Source organism: Bacillus sp. T-10(2022) (assembly GCF_056502895.1).
Genome location: NZ_CP113518.1, coordinates 3942249 through 3956582 on the forward strand (window position 1 = coordinate 3942249; position 14334 = coordinate 3956582).

The following is a 14334-nucleotide window of genomic DNA, read 5'->3' on the forward strand; positions in this document are numbered from 1 at the left end:
GACATTAAAAAATTCCCAATATTTTTTTCTTTTTAATCTTTTCGGGAACTTCTTTATAAACCGTCTTCCCTGCTACAAGCAATTCCGCATTATCTAGAAAAAGATCAACATAATCGACACTGAATTTCTTTTCAATCACATCAAAAGCGTCATTCATTTTGAAGCTTCGACTTGTGATATTGTGAGCATCTGATGAAATGAAATGTGTTAGATTCGATTCAATTAATTGCATCGAAAACTTTTGAATGTTCTTTCCGAAGGCACCTGAAACACTGGCAGCAGTTACCTGGGTAAGTGTTCCGTTGTTCACAAACTTGTATAAAAGGTCTGGATTTTCGATTAATTCTTGGTTTCGTTCTGGGTGGACGATTATCGGAGTCAGTCGCTCGAATTGTATATCTGAAAGCAATTGTTCCGTATAACGCGGGACATGTGCAGATGGCAGTTCAATGAAAAGATACTTTTTTCCATCATTCAGTGTGATGATTTCTTCCAGTTCATAGTCTTTCAAAATCTCTCCATATATCCTTGTTTCTTGCCCTGGCAGGATTTCTAGTGGAATCGCTTCAGCTTTCAATACCTCATTAAGCTCTGCAACTCTGTTTATGATATCTTGTTTCCGATTTTCGTATTTCCCATTCATATGATGCGGCGTGGCAATGATCTTATGTATACCTTCTAAAACCGCCATTCTCGCCATCTCTAAACTATCCTCAATCGATTGAGCGCCATCATCTATCCCTGGTAATATGTGCGAGTGAATATCTATCATTTCCCGACCTCCTCCCTCTGATTCTTTCAACCTATAAAAATTACAATCTTTCCCTTGTAAATATAATATAAAAAGCAGGAAATAAGTAGTGCTTTTACTTATTTCCGTAATAATAATAATATTGGCTGTTTTTTTGCATTTTTTTATTATTTAACACAACCCCCAAAAGGTTACATGAAGCTGCATTCAATAGTTCTTTTGCCTTCAACGCTTGTTCAGTTCCTGTTTTCCCGCTCGAGATTACAAGAATCGTTCCGTCACATTTGTTCGATAGAATTTGTGCATCCGTAACCGCTAAGACTGGTGGTGTATCCATGATAATGACGTCAAATTCTTCGTAGAAACGTTCGAATAATTCATTCATCGAGTTAGAGCCTAGCAATTCAGCCGGATTAGGGGGAATTGGGCCGCTGGATAATACGTATAGATTTTTTTCATCCGTTTCAACGACAGCATCTTTCAAATCCATCCGTTTCGTTAATACATTCGTCATTCCAAAGGTATTAGGTAAATTGAAGGTATAATGAACTGTTGGTTTTCTTAAATCCGCATCTACAAGCAAAACCTTTTTTCCTTGCTGTGCAAATACGACCGCAAGATTGGCTGCTGTGGTAGATTTTCCTTCTCCTGGTCCTGTAGAAGTGACCATGATTGAACGCATTTCTTCATCAACGGCAGAAAATTGAATATTCGTCCGAATGGTACGGAATTGTTCCGATATCGGGGATTTCGGATTGAATTTCGCAATTAATTTTCTTTTAGTATCCAAATTTTTCTTTTTAGCCAATTTTTTCACCTCTTCCACGTGTTGCTGGTCTTTCAGAACGTAAGCTATTATCTCCTTGACCATCAATTGTCCCAATGACACCAAGAATAGGCATACCTAGTTGCTTCTCGATATCTTGCTCTGTCTTTATCGTGTTATCCAAATATTCCAAAAGGAAAGCAACACCTACACCTGCCATTAATCCGACAACCAAAGCAATCGCAATGTTAAGTAATGGTTGCGGCTTGATTGGTGATGGATTTTCTTTATACTCTGCCTTTGCCAGCAAAGTCACATTATCTACATTCATGATCTCGACTATTTGCTTTTGAAACACTTCTGCCGTTTTATTAGCAATATCCACTGCTGTTTTGGGATTTTCATCCTCGGCAATGATGTTGACAACCTGTGAATTTTGTTCACTGGCAACCGAAATTTTTTCATTTAGCTCTGCTGCTGTCATGTCAAGATTAAGATCTTCTTTAACTAATTCCAATATCGCCGAACTTTTAATGATGACATTATATGTATTAATTAATTGAAGATTCGTTTGAACTTCGTTGTAATTATAAAGTGCTTCTTCATTCTTGGATTGATTGACAAGTAATTGTGTGGATGCCTGATAGATTGGCGTTAATAGAAAATAGCTGACAATACCGCTTACTAAAACAGCAAGTGCCGTAATGACGATGATAAGGCTTAAACGCTTTCGCAAAGTTAAAAATAGGTCTTTTATACTTATTGTTTCTTCCATGATTCCCTCCAACTTTTAAATAACAGCATTGGTATTATAACACAAAACCTTGCCATTCATTGTTTTTTTTGTCATAATTTTAGGTAATTTGATATTTATATTAAATCTTATTTCCCTATATATTGGTATGGTTATTTGATAGTTGGTATAAATTACAAAAAAACTGTGTCTAAATACAGCATATTATGGAGGAATCATATGAAGGTCTTCTTACCTACTTTTATTATTTTAGCATGCGTCGTATCTCTAGTTATAGGTAATATTCATTGGAATGGTAAAATCTCTGATGCTAGTGTCAGTCAGACTGAGCAAAAAAGTACGAAGGGGGAAACTAGTAATTCAAGTCCCGATAATGGAGAACTCGTAAAATACATAGGGAATTGGCCGAAGGCAAGCAAAGACTTATATAAAAAAAGATTGGCAGAAGGGAAACCTTTTAAGATTTTGCTGGTTGGATCGAATTCCCTTGGCAATGAGGGGTATAACTTGCCTGATGATTTAGCTGATCAGCTTAAAGATGTTTATGGAGACACCGTTCATGTGGACGGTTTACTTTACGATTTGATGTCTTCACAGTTTGTTCTTCAAAACAAACAAAATGATTTAATAGAGGCCAAAGCCGATTTAATTTTGTTCGAACCTTTCACACTAAAGGATAATGGGAATGTCGCCATTGAAGATTCTCTTGGAAATATAACGACGATTATTGAGGATGTCACTGCAGCAAACAAAGAAACACAATTCATTCTGCAGCCCCCTAACCCTTTATATAATGCAACCTACTATCCTAACCAAGTGAAGGAATTGGAAAAGTATGCAAAAGATAAGGATATTCCTTATCTCAATCATTGGAGTAATTGGCCTGATCAAGCATCAGATAAAATGATAGACGTTTTGAACGAAGAACGGGAATTACCTAATGAAAAGGGCTATAAAATATGGAGTTTGTATCTGGAAGAATTCTTTATTAAGCAGTTTTAAAACAAAAAGCCGCATCACCCTATACTGGGATGCGGCTTTTTTGGTATTTAAAATATACCTAAGAATTTTCTTGATTCAATTTTCTGCGGCATTTCTTTGTATGCCAATTTACCTTGAATCAAAAGCTCGGCATTGTCCATGAATAAATACCTCATATCGACACCAAACTTATTTTCTATTTCAGTAAAAGCCTCGGTCATATGGAAAGCACGGCTTTTCGTATTATGGGCATCAGATGCTATATAGTGAGTCAGGTTTTTCTCGATGAGTTGAAAGGCAAACTTTTTAGTTTTCTTACCAAATCCACCAACGATACTTTTTGCTGTTATCTGAGTCAAAGCTCCATGTTTAACCAGCTTGTAAAGGTGATTTGGAGATTCCATAAACTCCAGATTCCTTTCTGGATGGACAATGATGGGAACTAGCCCTTTCATTTGCAACTCATATAATAAGGGCTCTGTATATGCAGGAACATGGTCTGTCGGCAATTCGATGAACACATATCTTCCACCATCATTCAAAGTTAAAATTCTTTCGGCCTGATAATCCGCTAAAAGATCTCCATAGATTCGTGTTTCCTGACCTGCTAACACTTCCAAATCAATTGATTCAGCTTTCAATGCATCGTTTAGTTCTGCCACTTTTTCTATAATATTAAATTTCTCATTTTCAAAAGAACCATTTTTATGATGAGGAGTAGCAATGATGGTCCGTATACCCTCCGATACAGCAAGCTTAGCCATGGCTATACTCTCTGTAATGTGCTTAGCCCCGTCATCAACGCCTGGTAATATATGTGAGTGTATATCAATCATCTATAAAACCTCTTTTCGCTCTTTCGGACAAACTTTGTAATTATTTACACATAAATCTAACATTTTAATGAATTTTATACAAATAAATATGATTGGTAATTACTATTAAACTCCAGAAATCCTTAAACGGATATTTTTAGTCATAAAAATCCTTGAACTATTGAATTATCCTGAATATTACATAAATCTTAACTCTGTTCTCTATTATGAACAATAGGAAAGAAGGCATGACTTTTATTTAATAACCAATACTAAAAATTTATTTCAATAGATTTGTCCTATAGTCTTTTTATGTTTTCATCTGAAATATAAAAATGCTTTTCATTAAATTTTAACGATATAAACCCGAGGACATGATCTCCCATCTGGTTTATTACCAAGGGGCAACTACTCACATTGTATTAGCTGTACCTGATTTGATGCTGCGATTAAGTGGCATGAACAGCTGTTGTACTTCAAGTTATTGGCAAATTGCAGATGCAGTGTTTGTTTCTCCAACACCAAAATAAAAAGAGCCCTAGGGCTCTAAAATAAACTATTAAGAATTAATTTTATCCATCCAATAAAAGAAATCCATAACGGTATGCTCAAAGATGTACCAAACAAAAGTCCTTTTAAGAAATTCCCTTCATTTTTACCTACCATATTGAACACACCTCTCGGCTTGGTTTTCTTGTGATAATTATAATTGAAAGCGCTTTCTTTGTATATGAGGCATTTGTAGTAATTACTTTACAATTTTGATCCTTAAGAGGTGCCGGCAAGTTGAATCAGTCGGTTAACTGAAGAAATTAAAACAATCCTCTAGGACTCATCATGAAACTCTACCCCTGATGCTAGACATGATTCCCCATCGGCACATTTTTTAACCCTATGTAAACTATGTTATGGTTTTATTTGTTTTAAGTAATGTTATTGTATTTCCAGTTTCCTTCTCACTTTTTCGTTGTATGATAGAAAAAAAAGGAGTTTTGGGAATGATTATTCTGCAGTATATTGGAAAAGTTTTTTCATTCATGCATAAGGATATACCGGAAACTCATGTTAAATGCCATGTTTGTGCAGGTACAGGTGCCTATGATATTTATACAGATTGTCTTACTTGTAATGCAAAGGGATTAATAAGTAAATTTGAGTATAATAGGAGGCTTGAAGAGGGTGAAATCTAAGGAATTCGTGAGGTCGATATATGTAATCAAAGAAGCAGTATTGGCTATTGCTTCTTTTTTTTGTCCAAAAAAAGTACCGTTTGCCCCTCACCTTAAATGGGTATTTTAATGATCAGGGGGGAAACATATGACAGCAATTACTCACATTGGATTGGCTGTACCTGATTTGTGTGCTGCGATTAAATGGTATGGGCAGGTATTGGGATTCAGGTTATTGGCGGGTCTCTATTCGTTTGATGCAAGTATGGAGAATAAACCTAATATGACTAATGATCTTCTTGGTAATACTGTTAAAAAGATGCTAAATGCTCATTTGATGGCGGATAATGGAGTGGGGATTGAGCTTTTTGAGTTTCTGGAAATAAGCCGCGATTATTCCGCTTTGCCATTTACTTTTGTCGTTTTGTACCACCTCCATTTACTGTCGGTTTCACAGAGGCTGTTTTATCTTCTATATCATTCGAAGTACTAGATCTAATTAAAATTATTTAAATTCAAAAATCCAGCATTTCTGCTGGATACTCCAAAGTACCAATCACTTAACCAAATTCAATACTTCTAGAAGTCTACCATCTGAATTATAGTTGAAAGTGACCGTCTTATCGTCATGAATGTGATAGCTTAAACCAAAAAACTCTCCGTCTTCCGGAAATTTTTGTATAAAATCCTCGAGTTGTTCGGAATTTAGTTTAACGACCATAGGTTTCTTCCTATTATGTAGAGAATCTTCTACCCTCTCCATTACAGTCTCTGTAAATCTACCCATAATTAACTCCTTTAATCTCTCATTTCCCAAATAATATACCTTATAAAAGGTAAATAAAAGGTCCTTAATTAAAATTTCATAATAATGACACGATTCCTTAACAACTCTCCCAAGCATCTGATATTTTTACCATAATTACCAATAATATTAATTAATTACCATTGTATCTGCACGGTTGTTTCACGCAAAGTTAATTCCACGCTACAGAAGGGTTCTGTATAGACAGGAACATGATTTAATGGCAATTTGAAAATAATCCGCTATAATATCCTGGATGCCAAGTAACATAATTCTGTGTATGGCAGCTATTTTTTATGGCATTGGATTCGGTGCTGTCCAACCGGCTCTTCAAGCGTGGTCTCTTGAACACGCTGCCCGAAATCGAAAAGGCATGGCCAATGCCACTTTCTATTCCTTCTTTGATCTTGGAATCGGTTTCGGTGCCATCCTCTTCGGACAAATCGGCTATCTGTTTGGTTATAAAGGCATTTAGATAATGGCAGCTGTCTCTGTGGGGATTCAATATTGGCTTACCTATGGATTTTAAGAAAAATGAAGTAATTTAAATTAAGGGACATCTTTGTGGATGTTCTTTTTTTCTTAAAACAGAATGATTTTGTAGAACAGTTTATCGCATTTGCATAAGCACATTTTTAACCCTATGTAAACTATGTTATGGTTTTATTTGTTTTAAGTAATGTTATTGTATTTCCAGTTTCCTTCTCTCTTTTTCGTTGTATGATAGAAAAAAAGGAGTTTTGGGAATGATTATTCTGCAGTATATTGGAAAAGTTTTTTCATTCATGCATAAGGATATACCGGAAACTCATGTTAAATGCCATGTTTGTGCAGGTACAGGTGCTTACGATATTTATACAGATTGTCTTACCTGTAATGCAAAAGGGTTAATAAGTAAAGTTGAGTATAATAGGAGGCTTGAAGAGGGTGAGATTTAATGATTCCATAAACAAAAAGTTAAATATCATCATCTTATAGAGGATTTAAATTGTTACGCTAAAGCAGAATGAAACTGCACTGGGACTAATTCACAAAACAGTTTTAAATCCATTTTTCTAACTCACTATTCCACCGTTAGTTAAAAGATTTTTAATAAACATTTTAATTCCACACAAAATTGGGATTGAACTCTTCTGGGTCGATCTCTGCTTGTTTGTAGATAACAGGTTTTTCATTGGGCTTTTTTATAGTTAATTCAGTTTTTTCTTCGTTTAATTCTAAGGTAAGAAATGAAGTCCTGTTTGGCTCTTCTTCATTAAATATGACAGCAGTGATTTTGTTTTCCACTGGCTCTGTTACTTTGAAATAACTCACCATTTTCTCTTTGCCTTTTTTTGAGATTTTATCCATTATGTAATTGCCATCACCATCACTTTGGATAAGTATATACGACTCATCCTCTATCCAACCACCGTAAAGATGATACTTTGGAGCATCATAAGATGGTACATTATTGGGTCTTATAGGATTTTGAATCTCTTTTTCCTCTTGTACTTCCACCTTTTCGGTTTTGATGTTGTCACACGCAGCAAGACTTACCATAACAAGAAATCCTAAAGCAATTTTTTTAATATAAACAAATTTGTTCCCCAAAAAAAGTGCATGATGCATATAATGAACACCCCAGTTTTTTTATAGGTTCAATATTCTATTCTCCATCGTGTTAATTCCATTATACGTAAAAAATGGTAATTTCACTATCCCGTTTTTTGATTTATAACTTTAAATATTAAAATATAAAAACGAAAAGCCTCTCCCGCAAATGTACCGTTTGTCCCTCCCCTACAAAGGGTATTTTAATGATCAGGGGGGATACATATGACAGCAATTACTCATGTTGGATTGGCTGTACCTGATTTGGATGCGGCGATTAAGTGGTATGAGCAGGTGTTGGGATTCAAATTATTGGCGGGTCCCTATTCGTTTGATGCGAGTGAGGAGAATGAACCTAATATGACGAATGATCTTCTTGGTGATGAAGTTAAAAAGATGCGTAATGCTCATATGATGGCGGATAATGGAGTGGGGATTGAGCTTTTTGAGTTTGAGGAACCGAGAATGCCTAAAGGTGAGAGTCGCGGTTATGAGGGCTTTTTTCATATTTGCTTAGTATCGGATGATATCGAAAAGCTGGCTGATGATATTGCTGCTTCTGGCGGTAAAAGGCGAAGCGATATATGGAATACCTGGGAGAACAAGCCCTATTATTTAATCTATTGTGAAGATCCTTTCGGCAATATCATTGAGCTTTACAGCCGAAGCACGGAATTGATGTATGGCAACAAAGATTGAGACAGAAGCAGCCCCCAATTTATTATTGGGGGCTGCTCTTGTTTTTCTATCACTTTTTAACCGTTACTTTTCTTGATTCGCTTACGTTTTTCGCTTTATCTTTGGCATAAATATATAGGTTCCTTCCCTCTTTTTGCTTAGGAATTCTAACCGTGAAGGTACCTTTGGTCGTTGCTGTGGCAGAGCCGATCACTTTTTTTGATGCTTTGATGTACACTGTGGAGTTAGCCTCTGCTTTCCCTGCTACTATTGTGGTTTTTATGTTGACTGGGTTGACCGTCGGTTTACTTGGTGCTGTTTTGTCTGCGACGGTCACGGTTTTGATCGAGCTTATATTTCCTGCTTTATCGGTTGCTGTAACGGATAGGACTTTTCCGGCTTTTTGTTTTTTTGACATCGTTACGGTGAAATTCCCTGAGCTGTTCGAATTTGCTTTGCCTAAAACCGTTCTGCCAGTTTTGACAGTGACGGAGGAGCTTGCTTCCGCTTTGCCGGTTACTTTTACGGTATTGTCACCTACCGTATTTACCGACGGTCTTGCAGGAGCCGTTTTATCTGCCACTTTAAATGAAACGGGTATACTTTTATTTCCCGATTTATCGATAAGCCTAGTAGAGATGGTCGTACCGGCTGTTTGTTTTGCGATGGTCGCTGTAAACGTTTTTTCGCCGTTGATATTCATTGTGGCCAGTTGTTTTTTATCGGTATAAATGGAGACGGTCCCCGTTTTAAAATCAACCGGGATTTTCCCATTGATTTTGGTGTCCTTATCGGATATTGCGGTCACGGCCGGTTTGGTCAGCGTCTTCATTTCCAGTGCTTTTTTTGCATTGACCCTCCCGTTTCCATAGTAGATGTCTTTCCCTTTTGCACCTAGGTCCAAGGCTGAATCATAGAGGCGGTATTCGACCTCCGTTGTGTTGAGTTTGGGCTCATGGGACCAAATCAGTGCAGCTACACCCGCCACCATCGGCGTGGCCATCGATGTTCCGCTCATCCAGCCGTATTTACCATAAGGCAGGGTCGAAAGGATATCATCTCCAGGGGCCGCAATATCGACTGTTGAATGGTAGTTGGAATAACTGGGACGCTTGTCCCTTGAGTCAGTGGCAGCAACGGAAATGACGTGGCTGAAGGCGGCTGGGTACACACGCTGTACATTTTTTCCCATATCCCCTTCATTCCCGGCAGCCGCCACGATCAGGACGCCTTTTTTATAGGCTTCCTGGACAGCCTTGTTCAAGGCCTCCGAATAACTGGTGTCTCCTAAACTCATATTGATGATGTTTGCCTTTTGCTGAACGGCATAATGTATCGCTTCAATAATGTCGGCCGTATCGGCATACTCCCCATCAAAGACATTGATCGGCATTAGTTTAACGTTCGGGGCAACACCCGTTCCGCCTATGCCGTTGTTCGCAGAACCGGCAATGATGCCTGCGATATGCGTTCCATGCTCCCCTTTTGGGACGATATGCTTCCGATTGCGTATCGTATCATAGGCATTGACGATCCTCCCTTTTAAATCTTCGTGGTTGCGATCGATTCCGTCGTCAATGATGGCCACGATCAATTCCTTCGAGCCCATCGATTTTGTCCACGCTGCATTCGTACCAAGCTTTTTATGGTGCCACTGGTCTATGTAGGCTGGGTCGTTCGGACTTTCCATCTTCTTGAAAAGATAGTTTGGTTCTGCATATTCCACATTCTTCTGTTCTTCAAGTTCCTCAATCAGGGCGTCGGTTGTCTCCCCTTTAGGAACCTCCACCTTTTCTATCAACTCGTTGATCGGTTCATCGTTTTCCTCTTTATACTTGACGATGACACCATCAGATTGCGGCGTTTCTTCTGCAGAAGCAGAATCTGGCTGGTAGATTGGCAGAATCATAAACAGTAATACTACCGGCAATATGGCCTGAATAAGTTTGTGCATACAATCACTCCAAAAAATATGATTAAGAATAGCTAACGATGAGGTTTGATCATGAACCATTTCTACTATTATTCCTAACTAGATTGTATACCGTCTGATTTGGATTTACTAACCTTTTTATCTAGTTAAATTAACTTATTTGCACAACAAAAAAACCACTATAAAGTGGTTTTAGTTTGTCGACAAAATGGGGTCTACACAAAGCGGTTGACTGTAGATAATAATTTGACTGTAAATTTGTACGTTGATTTCCTCTCCAGGCACTCGCTTTTCCCGCAGGAGTCTCGTACCTTCCGTTCCAATCAAATTATTCAGGTAGAACACTTTTGTCTAAAAAAGGGTTCTAATTCTCACCCCGAATCCTTTTTTTAAAAGAAGACTTGTATATTCTTCATGTTTTTTACTTTTTATATGGATCAAACACTAGATTGAAGAAATTTGCGACACTCCTGCCGAATTACTGGCTAGCCGAGACCACAGCCAGTTACTTTGATGAAGCATGGCAGACAGTCGGCGGAAAATGAGCGGATTTCTGCAATCAACTGGAACTTTTTAAAATAAAAAAACTGTAGACAAATTCGCTTTCCTTCGAGTTTGTCTACAGTCAACCGCTATAAAGTGGTTTAATGTCCGCCTAAATAGGCATTCTTGATTTCTTCGCTTGCGGTCAGTTCCTCTGATTTGCCTGATAGGACGATTCGGCCGGTTTCGACAACATAGGCTCTGTCCGCGATGGATAGTGCTAAGTTGGCATTTTGTTCGACTAGCAGAATCGTTGTACCCGTTTTGTTGATTTCTTCGATGATATTAAAGATTTGCTTCACCAATAATGGCGCAAGTCCCATCGATGGCTCGTCCAATAACAGTAGCCGGGGCTTGGCCATGAGTGCCCTGCCCATTGCGAGCATTTGCTGTTCCCCGCCGGAAAGTGTTCCGGATTGCTGTTTCAGGCGCTCTAGCAAACGCGGGAATAATTCATAGACTTTCTCCATATCCTGCTTAATGCCTGCCTTATCCTTACGTAAATAAGCACCAAGCTGAAGGTTTTCTTCAACGGTCATGTTGGCAAAGACCCGCCGGCCTTCTGGGACATGGGAAATGCCCATTTTCACGATCGATTGTGCTGCCTTTCCGCCGATGGAATCCCCTTCGTATAGAATCTTCCCTTGTTTTGGTTTTAATAGGCCGGAAATGCTTTTCAGCAACGTGCTTTTCCCGGCTCCGTTCGCCCCGATCAGGGTTACGATTTCGCCTTCGTTAATAGAAAGCGAGATTCCTTTCAGGGCTTGAATGTTTCCGTAATAGACGTTGATGTCCTCGATTTTTAACATTATGAAACCTCCTCGCCCAGATAGGCCTCGATGACTTTTGGATTGTTACGGATTTCCTCTGGCTTTCCTTGAGCGATCAGTTGTCCGTGATCGAGTACATATATGCGTTCGCAAACACCCATGACGAGCGGCATATCATGTTCAATCAATAATACGGTCAAATCGAATTTCTCACGGATGAGGGCAATCAGGTTCATGAGTTCGTGCGTTTCCTGGGGGTTCATCCCTGCAGCCGGTTCATCCAGCAAAAGCAGTTTTGGGTTGGCTGCAAGTGCACGGGCGATTTCCAAACGTCTTTGTTTACCATATGGCAGGTTCTTCGCCTTTTCATCCTTATATTGATCAAGGTTGAAAATCTTCAGGAACTCAATCGCCTTTTCATCCATTTCCTTTTCGCCTTTAAAATGGATCGGCATGCGGAAGATCGAACTTAAGATATTATGCTTCGAAAGCGAATGATAGGCCACTTTTACATTATCGATCACGGATAGTTCACTGAACAAGCGAATGTTCTGGAATGTCCGGCTGATTCCTTTTTGCGTGATTTTATATGGAGGCAGTTTTCTTAAGTTCTCACCTTCCAAAGAAATCGTGCCCTCCGTCGGGACGTAAACTCCTGTCAGTAAGTTAAAGAAAGTCGTTTTTCCAGCGCCGTTCGGCCCGATCAAGCCAATCAGTTCTCCTGGATATAACTCGACGTTAACATCAGAAACGGCTTTAAGACCCCCGAACTGGATGCCGACTGAATCGACTTTAAGCAGCGGTGTTTTTATTTTTTTCATGGCTGCTTCCTCCTTTACGTTTGAACATGGATGTTATTTCTTTTGTCCCCATTAAGCCTTGTGGGCGATAGAGCATCATCACGATTAGCACAAGACTGTAGATGATCATTCGTGTTTCCGGATAATCCTGCAGGAAAGTCGTTACGACAGTCAATAATATCGCGGCCAATACGGCACCGGAAAGACTTCCAAGACCGCCAAGCACGACTAGGATCAAAATATCAAATGATTTCAAGAATCCGAAGTTCGATGGCTGGATGATATAGAAGTTATGAGCGTAAAGCCCTCCGGCAATACCGGCAAAAAAAGCACCGATCGCAAATGCCACAACTTTATAGTACGTCGTGTTGATTCCCATCGAATCGGCAGCCGTTTCGTCCTCGCGGATCGATATGCAGGCCCTGCCGTGGGTCGAGCTAGTAAAGTTTCGGATGACGATGATTGTTACGATAACGGAAGCGAATACCCAAGGCCAAGTGGTCAAATGGGAAACCTGCATGCCGCTCGCCCCGCCGACATAATCGATATTCAAAAGCATGATCCGGACGATTTCACCAAAACCCAGGGTCGCAATCGCCAGATAGTCACCTTTTAAGCGTAAGCTTGGAATTCCGATGATCAAGCCTGCCAGCGCTGACGCCAAACCGCCGACTATCAATGCCGCATAAAATGGCATTTCCAGCTTCATCGTCATGACGGCTGAAGCATAGGCACCGACTGCCAGGAATCCGGCATGTCCGATGGAGAACTGCCCGGTTATCCCGATGATCAAATGCAGGCTCGCTGCCAGAATGATATTGATCCCGATGAACATGAGCGTATTTTGATAAAAAGGATTTAGCGATCCGCCGCCGATTAACACTTGAACTGCGGCGAAAAAGATCAATGATAGTGAAATCGAGAGCCAAAAACCTTTTGCTCGCTTAATTGTAGTCATTGCTTTGTCTCCCCTATACTTTTTCTTTTTTGTTTTTACCGAATAAGCCTTGTGGCATGAAAATCAAGATAAGAATCAGTACGACGAAGGCTACAGCATCACGCCATAATGAGTAACCGGCGGCACTGACCAAAGCTTCGATGACACCTAGCAATAGGCCACCGACCATCGCGCCCGGTATAATCCCGATCCCTCCAAGTACGGCGGCAACGAATGCCTTCAATCCCGGAAGCACACCCATGAGCGGCTCGATCTTAATATAGTAAATACCGAAAATGACGCCCGCTGCCCCAGCCAATGCGGAACCGATTGCAAAGGTGGCAGAAATCGTGTTATCGACATTTATCCCCATTAGCTTAGCTGCATCCGCATCGTAGGAAACGGCACGCATCGCTTTTCCTATTTTTGATTTATGAACGATGATTTGAAGGATGATCATCAAGACTACAGCCACTCCAAAAATCAAAACCGATTGACTATTGATGGAAACTCCAAAAATATTGAACTTGTCTGTCGGCAATACATCATTCGGATAAGCTTCCGGCTGTGCACCGCGGACGTAGATGAATCCGTATTCAATCAAAAGGGAAACACCGATGGCAGTGATAAGTGCCGCGATACGTGTTGCGTTACGTAATGGCTTGTACGCGATACGTTCGATCAATACTCCAAACAGCGCACAGACCGTCATCGAGATTAATAGGGCAGGCACGAATGACAGATCCAGGACCGTTATTGAGTAAAACCCAACGAATGAGCCGACCATGAATACATCACCATGTGCAAAGTTTATCAATTTAACAATCCCGTAAACCATCGTATATCCGAGAGCGATAAGGGCATAAATACTTCCTAGTGAAACCCCGTTTATTAACTGTTGTATCAATTCCATGTTCGACTCTCCTTGAAAATCTAATTTTATGAGTGATTAGTCCAGTCTCTTTCATTCCGCTAAGGGGATGTTCAGCATCCTGGCATGCTTGAAAAATGAGAATTCGCCAGCACCTTCTTATTGACG

16 protein-coding genes and 1 pseudogene are annotated in these 14334 nt (G+C 39.6%); 6 read left to right on the forward strand and 11 right to left on the reverse strand.

Annotated elements, in window-relative coordinates; genetic code table 11:
• Nucleotides 1-4: 4 nt before the first annotated feature.
• From OSJ91_RS19280 to OSJ91_RS19290, 3 genes are all read right to left on the reverse strand, one after another.
• Nucleotides 5-772: a tyrosine-protein phosphatase gene (locus OSJ91_RS19280; protein WP_485890254.1), complete on the reverse strand. Its 768-nt coding sequence runs from the start codon at nucleotides 770-772 to the stop codon at nucleotides 5-7.
• Nucleotides 773-866: 94 nt separating this feature from the next.
• On the reverse strand, nucleotides 867-1559 hold the full coding sequence (locus tag OSJ91_RS19285) for a CpsD/CapB family tyrosine-protein kinase (protein WP_485890255.1): 693 nt from the start codon (nucleotides 1557-1559) through the stop codon (nucleotides 867-869).
• Nucleotides 1552-2292: a YveK family protein gene (locus tag OSJ91_RS19290; RefSeq protein ID WP_485890256.1), complete on the reverse strand. Its 741-nt coding sequence runs from the start codon at nucleotides 2290-2292 to the stop codon at nucleotides 1552-1554. Before OSJ91_RS19290 ends, OSJ91_RS19285 begins: the two co-directional genes overlap by 8 nt.
• 198 nt (nucleotides 2293-2490) lie before the next feature.
• On the opposite strand from OSJ91_RS19290, the gene OSJ91_RS19295 reads away from it, so the two are divergent.
• On the forward strand, nucleotides 2491-3273 hold the full coding sequence (locus OSJ91_RS19295) for an SGNH/GDSL hydrolase family protein (protein WP_485890257.1): 783 nt from the start codon (nucleotides 2491-2493) through the stop codon (nucleotides 3271-3273).
• Nucleotides 3274-3320: 47 nt separating this feature from the next.
• On the opposite strand, the gene OSJ91_RS19300 is transcribed toward OSJ91_RS19295, so the two are convergent.
• Nucleotides 3321-4088, reverse strand: coding sequence for a tyrosine-protein phosphatase (locus tag OSJ91_RS19300; RefSeq protein ID WP_485890258.1), 768 nt, complete (start codon nucleotides 4086-4088; stop codon nucleotides 3321-3323).
• A 977-nt stretch (nucleotides 4089-5065) separates the two neighbouring features.
• Between OSJ91_RS19300 and OSJ91_RS19305 the strand changes: the two genes are divergently transcribed.
• Together OSJ91_RS19305 and OSJ91_RS19310 are read left to right on the forward strand one after the other, a co-directional pair.
• Nucleotides 5066-5257, forward strand: a complete 192-nt coding sequence (locus OSJ91_RS19305; RefSeq protein WP_289350504.1) for a hypothetical protein — start codon at nucleotides 5066-5068, stop codon at nucleotides 5255-5257.
• Between the two features lie 127 nt (nucleotides 5258-5384).
• Nucleotides 5385-5729, forward strand: a complete 345-nt coding sequence (locus OSJ91_RS19310; RefSeq protein ID WP_485890259.1) for a VOC family protein — start codon at nucleotides 5385-5387, stop codon at nucleotides 5727-5729.
• A 63-nt stretch (nucleotides 5730-5792) separates the two neighbouring features.
• Here the strand turns inward: OSJ91_RS19310 and OSJ91_RS19315 are convergent, their stop codons facing one another.
• A complete protein-coding gene (locus OSJ91_RS19315; protein ID WP_181762351.1) occupies nucleotides 5793-5957 on the reverse strand; it encodes a hypothetical protein in 165 nt (54 codons plus the stop codon).
• A 358-nt stretch (nucleotides 5958-6315) separates the two neighbouring features.
• Here OSJ91_RS19315 and OSJ91_RS19320 point away from each other — a divergent pair.
• Nucleotides 6316-6584 (forward strand): annotated as a pseudogene (locus OSJ91_RS19320) (MFS transporter); the annotation flags it as partial.
• A 203-nt stretch (nucleotides 6585-6787) separates the two neighbouring features.
• A complete protein-coding gene (locus OSJ91_RS19325) occupies nucleotides 6788-6979 on the forward strand; it encodes a hypothetical protein (protein WP_048681418.1) in 192 nt (63 codons plus the stop codon).
• Between the two features lie 163 nt (nucleotides 6980-7142).
• Here OSJ91_RS19325 and OSJ91_RS19330 read toward each other — a convergent pair whose 3' ends face one another.
• Nucleotides 7143-7652, reverse strand: a complete 510-nt coding sequence (locus tag OSJ91_RS19330) for a hypothetical protein (protein ID WP_413019063.1) — start codon at nucleotides 7650-7652, stop codon at nucleotides 7143-7145.
• A gap of 207 nt (nucleotides 7653-7859) precedes the next feature.
• Between OSJ91_RS19330 and OSJ91_RS19335 the strand changes: the two genes are divergently transcribed.
• Nucleotides 7860-8333, forward strand: coding sequence for a VOC family protein (locus OSJ91_RS19335; RefSeq protein ID WP_350299579.1), 474 nt, complete (start codon nucleotides 7860-7862; stop codon nucleotides 8331-8333).
• A gap of 49 nt (nucleotides 8334-8382) precedes the next feature.
• Here the strand turns inward: OSJ91_RS19335 and OSJ91_RS19340 are convergent, their stop codons facing one another.
• From OSJ91_RS19340 to OSJ91_RS19360, 5 genes are all read right to left on the reverse strand, one after another.
• Nucleotides 8383-10266 (reverse strand): S8 family peptidase, encoded by a 1884-nt coding sequence (locus tag OSJ91_RS19340; protein WP_485890260.1) that lies wholly within the window; start codon nucleotides 10264-10266, stop codon nucleotides 8383-8385.
• A gap of 623 nt (nucleotides 10267-10889) precedes the next feature.
• Entirely contained in the window at nucleotides 10890-11597 is a 708-nt protein-coding gene (locus OSJ91_RS19345; protein ID WP_350299582.1) for an ABC transporter ATP-binding protein, read from the reverse strand.
• Nucleotides 11597-12379, reverse strand: coding sequence for an ABC transporter ATP-binding protein (locus tag OSJ91_RS19350; RefSeq protein WP_101222747.1), 783 nt, complete (start codon nucleotides 12377-12379; stop codon nucleotides 11597-11599). The genes OSJ91_RS19345 and OSJ91_RS19350 overlap by 1 nt, the downstream gene beginning before the upstream one ends.
• Nucleotides 12351-13316 carry a branched-chain amino acid ABC transporter permease gene (locus OSJ91_RS19355; RefSeq protein ID WP_101222748.1) on the reverse strand — a complete coding sequence of 322 codons (966 nt, stop codon included), beginning with the start codon at nucleotides 13314-13316 and terminating at the stop codon, nucleotides 12351-12353. Before OSJ91_RS19355 ends, OSJ91_RS19350 begins: the two co-directional genes overlap by 29 nt.
• Nucleotides 13317-13329: 13 nt before the next feature.
• Nucleotides 13330-14208 (reverse strand): branched-chain amino acid ABC transporter permease, encoded by an 879-nt coding sequence (locus tag OSJ91_RS19360; RefSeq protein WP_095390668.1) that lies wholly within the window; start codon nucleotides 14206-14208, stop codon nucleotides 13330-13332.
• Nucleotides 14209-14334: the final 126 nt, after the last annotated feature.

Coding starts and splice junctions, on each gene's coding strand:
- OSJ91_RS19280 (WP_485890254.1), bottom strand. CDS start 772: ATGATAGATATTCACTCGCACATATTACCAGGGATAGATGATGGCGCT.
- OSJ91_RS19290 (WP_485890256.1), bottom strand. CDS start 2,292: ATGGAAGAAACAATAAGTATAAAAGACCTATTTTTAACTTTGCGAAAG.
- OSJ91_RS19295 (WP_485890257.1), top strand. CDS start 2,491: ATGAAGGTCTTCTTACCTACTTTTATTATTTTAGCATGCGTCGTATCT.
- OSJ91_RS19300 (WP_485890258.1), bottom strand. CDS start 4,088: ATGATTGATATACACTCACATATATTACCAGGCGTTGATGACGGGGCT.
- OSJ91_RS19305 (WP_289350504.1), top strand. CDS start 5,066: ATGATTATTCTGCAGTATATTGGAAAAGTTTTTTCATTCATGCATAAG.
- OSJ91_RS19310 (WP_485890259.1), top strand. CDS start 5,385: ATGACAGCAATTACTCACATTGGATTGGCTGTACCTGATTTGTGTGCT.
- OSJ91_RS19315 (WP_181762351.1), bottom strand. CDS start 5,957: ATGGTCGTTAAACTAAATTCCGAACAACTCGAGGATTTTATACAAAAA.
- OSJ91_RS19325 (WP_048681418.1), top strand. CDS start 6,788: ATGATTATTCTGCAGTATATTGGAAAAGTTTTTTCATTCATGCATAAG.
- OSJ91_RS19330 (WP_413019063.1), bottom strand. CDS start 7,652: ATGCATCATGCACTTTTTTTGGGGAACAAATTTGTTTATATTAAAAAA.
- OSJ91_RS19335 (WP_350299579.1), top strand. CDS start 7,860: ATGACAGCAATTACTCATGTTGGATTGGCTGTACCTGATTTGGATGCG.
- OSJ91_RS19340 (WP_485890260.1), bottom strand. CDS start 10,266: ATGCACAAACTTATTCAGGCCATATTGCCGGTAGTATTACTGTTTATG.
- OSJ91_RS19345 (WP_350299582.1), bottom strand. CDS start 11,597: ATGTTAAAAATCGAGGACATCAACGTCTATTACGGAAACATTCAAGCC.
- OSJ91_RS19350 (WP_101222747.1), bottom strand. CDS start 12,379: ATGAAAAAAATAAAAACACCGCTGCTTAAAGTCGATTCAGTCGGCATC.
- OSJ91_RS19355 (WP_101222748.1), bottom strand. CDS start 13,316: ATGACTACAATTAAGCGAGCAAAAGGTTTTTGGCTCTCGATTTCACTA.
- OSJ91_RS19360 (WP_095390668.1), bottom strand. CDS start 14,208: ATGGAATTGATACAACAGTTAATAAACGGGGTTTCACTAGGAAGTATT.